General features: G+C 60.1%; 2 protein-coding genes and 3 pseudogenes. 4 read left to right on the top strand and 1 reads right to left on the bottom strand.

Annotation, left to right across the window (positions count from 1 at the left end; all coding sequences use genetic code 11):
• Window positions 1-219, bottom strand: a pseudogene (locus tag JOY90_RS17975) (hypothetical protein); the annotation flags it as partial.
• Between the two features lie 634 nt (window positions 220-853).
• Here JOY90_RS17975 and JOY90_RS17970 point away from each other — a divergent pair.
• The 4 genes and pseudogenes from JOY90_RS17970 to JOY90_RS17955 form a co-directional block, all read left to right on the top strand.
• Window positions 854-994, top strand: a pseudogene (locus tag JOY90_RS17970) (IS630 family transposase); the annotation flags it as partial.
• Window positions 995-1,036: 42 nt separating this feature from the next.
• Window positions 1,037-1,234, top strand: coding sequence for a hypothetical protein (locus JOY90_RS17965; RefSeq protein ID WP_291692461.1), 198 nt, complete (start codon window positions 1,037-1,039; stop codon window positions 1,232-1,234).
• A gap of 74 nt (window positions 1,235-1,308) precedes the next feature.
• On the top strand, window positions 1,309-1,470 hold the full coding sequence (locus JOY90_RS17960; protein ID WP_291692460.1) for a hypothetical protein: 162 nt from the start codon (window positions 1,309-1,311) through the stop codon (window positions 1,468-1,470).
• Window positions 1,471-1,947: 477 nt separating this feature from the next.
• A pseudogene (locus JOY90_RS17955) lies at window positions 1,948-2,978 on the top strand (hypothetical protein); the annotation flags it as partial.

The raw sequence follows: 2,978 nt of genomic DNA, 5'->3' as shown, positions 1-2,978 counted from the left end.
CTCCATCTGGCGCATGAGGTCGCGGGTAAAGCCGCGGAGATCTGCCATCTCGCCGGCATCTTCGGGCGCCACGATGAAACGAAACTGATGGCGATCTTCTCGGCCGCGCTCCACAAAGGCCCTGCTGTCGACCTCGTTCTCGAGAGCGGAGTAGGCCTTGCCTCGCTCGCCGTCCCGCGTGACCCCGTCCCGTTCGAGATAGCGGAGATGTGCATCCACGGCCCTGCTCCTCGTCCCGCGCACCTTCGGAGTTCGCCCGCCCCGCTGCTGCGGATTGAGCCGGACGACCCTCGCCTTGACCACCACCCGCCGCGCCCGGAAGCGGCCTGCGGAGTCTCTCTGCCACCCACCACCCTGCCGCGAAAGCGAGGCGACGACTTTCGCGCCCCGGCCGCCGCATTGAACCGGCCCGACCTTCCTCCTTCCTGGCCGCCGCCCGATCGCCCTCCCGAGCCTAACCGCCGAGGATCTCCACCCGCCTTCCGGACCGCGATCTGGACCTGCTTGAGGAACGGCTGCGCCCGAGGATTGATGCGTGCTCCACCGCGCGACCGGCCTGGTCTAACCCGGAAATTTTCGCTCTCATCACGTGCCATGACGCGACGATCGGCCTCGAAAAAATCCGGCACAAGAGCTGCCGAGCATCGATCGCATCAAATCGCACTAGCGCGCATGATGGCGAAGAAATAGCGGGTCCCCTCCTCGACGCACATTACGAGCGCCATCGCTCGGAGGTTTGAAATTCATCAGGAAAATGCGAAGAGCGGCGCCCGCACACCTTGCGCCGCGCCATTTTGACGCCGCGAAAACTTGCAAAAACCAATGTGCAGACAGCCCTTTGCGACCGAAGGCTTCCTTCACGACCCTCAAACAGCTCGAGCAGCATATCGATGCCTACGTCGCAGCATATAACCTCCGAGCTGAGCCCTTCGTCTGGACCAAGAAAAAAGTCCGTCAACGCCGCTTCAAAGACCGCCGTATCACTCAGCTATGATTCCGGGTACTACTTAGCCTAGAACCTATCGAGCAGGCCATCATGGCCATACCCGCACGGACTATCGCCGGCTTGGGCGTAAAAGCTCGCCATGTAGCCTACGTCATTTCCGAACATTGGGATGCGCCGATTGATCAGATCGACTGGGATGCTCGGGCCGTTCGTTCCCTAGTTGAAGCAATCTGCGAGGTGGCTTCCATACCATTTTCTTTCGAGTCGAACTCAAAAGAAGACGATTAGTCGCGCCGCACAGATCATACTGCTGTTCAACTGTGCCGATGGACGGAATGGAGCGAATGAGAATTGTGTCGATCATGGCCGCAATCCTCGAAGAGGAATTGCGAGAACATGGTATCCGTGCGCTCATCCGACTCGATCGTGAAACGATTGTCAACAGCATGATTGAACGCACGGCCGAAGTCCAAACAGACATCAAGCAGCGTCATCTAGGATCGCGCCTTGATGATCAGAACTGAGGAATTGTTAGTGTGTTTCGGGCTGCTTTAGAGGCCGGGGGAGGGGGAGTCAGTCAATCCCTATTGAAAGATAAAGCACTTTCGACTTTCCAGATAAAAACCACGGTCTGAGCTACGGCACGTCCGGCTTGAACACCTGCTCGCAGCGCGGCAAATGCTTTGGCAGCGCGCCGATGTTGCGCGTTGCCTTCTTGCGCGGCTTTCCAGCCGGCTTCGTCGTGGGCTCATCGTCGTTGGCTGGCGGAGATGGTGCGACGTCGGTCGCGAGATCATCCGCGTAGTTGGTCCGCAGAGCCCCGGATGGACCTACCCTTAGACCCGACCTTCTCGCATCTGGTCCGCCAAGGCGCAACTCGACCAAGCGTAGCCAATGCGGCTCTATCAACTTTTAAGATACTCAATGAGGGCGAGACATCGGGTTTAATCGTCATCGATCCAGTCTATGATCTCGTGTCCGGTTTCACGCGGGAGTAGTCGATGAGACTATATCATGTCGCAGCGGCCGCCTTGCTGGTGGCGCTTTCGGTCCGTTCGGGCGCGTCGACGCCGGCGGGCTCAACCTGGCAGGTCGGCATCTATGAGTCCGAGTTGGCGGTCCTGGGCGGCGGCGCGAGCGTTGTGGGCGCGCCCGACGCCAGCGACCGCGCTGTTGGCGATCTGGGCGGAGAGGCGTCCGGTCGCCAGGCCGTGATCCTCACGAATTCCGGAGATTCGCTGTCATTCGTCGTGCAGCCGGCCGATGCCGGCGCCAACGCCGTCGTGATCCGCTTCTCCATCCCGGATGCGCCCAACGGCGGTGGGCAATCGGGGATGTTGGGCCTCTCGATAACCGATTCCGGCGGCGGCGCGGTGCTCGCGACGACCCTGAACCTCACCTCGCGCTATGCCTGGCTTTATGGTGGCGTGCTCGACAACGTGAAACTCTACAACGTCCCTGCCAATGCCATTACCTATGGCATTTCCGGCGAACCGATCCTCCCCACCCATCTCTATGACGAGATCCAGATCAAGTTGAACGTCCCGCTGCAGGCCGGATATACGTTGACGCTGACCAAGACGGCAACCAATGCTGCCTCATCGATCACCATCGACTTCATCGAGTTGGAGGCCGTTCCCCCGCCATTGCCAGAGCCGGCCGGCTTCCTCTCCATCACCGACCCTAGCTGCGGCGCCATCGCCCTCGACACCAACGGCACAGGGCTTGTTTTCGACGGGTCCGACGATTCCGCCTATGGCAGCATGTTCAACGCCGTCATCGGCATCAATCCCCATAACGTCGCGTCGGGCCAGACCATGGAGAAGGACTATTACAGCACAGCTCCTCAGGACGTCCTCCAGGATGACATGCCGAATTCTGTGGCTGGCGGATTGAGCATGTTTCAACTCGCCGATCACAACTTCCAGAGCCTTTCGACCTGCATCGCACTCGCCGCTTCCGGCGGTGCTTATTCCGGGGTTTGGATTCCCCCCGGCCGGTTCTACGTTCGCGGGTTGCTGCCGTTATCAAG

The organism is Bradyrhizobium sp. (genome assembly GCF_019242285.1).
GTDB lineage: Bacteria > Pseudomonadota > Alphaproteobacteria > Rhizobiales > Xanthobacteraceae > Bradyrhizobium.
This window is presented reverse-complemented; position numbering and strand designations above follow the sequence as displayed.

Coding starts and splice junctions, on each gene's coding strand:
- JOY90_RS17965 (WP_291692461.1), top strand. CDS start 1,037: ATGGCCATACCCGCACGGACTATCGCCGGCTTGGGCGTAAAAGCTCGC.
- JOY90_RS17960 (WP_291692460.1), top strand. CDS start 1,309: ATGGCCGCAATCCTCGAAGAGGAATTGCGAGAACATGGTATCCGTGCG.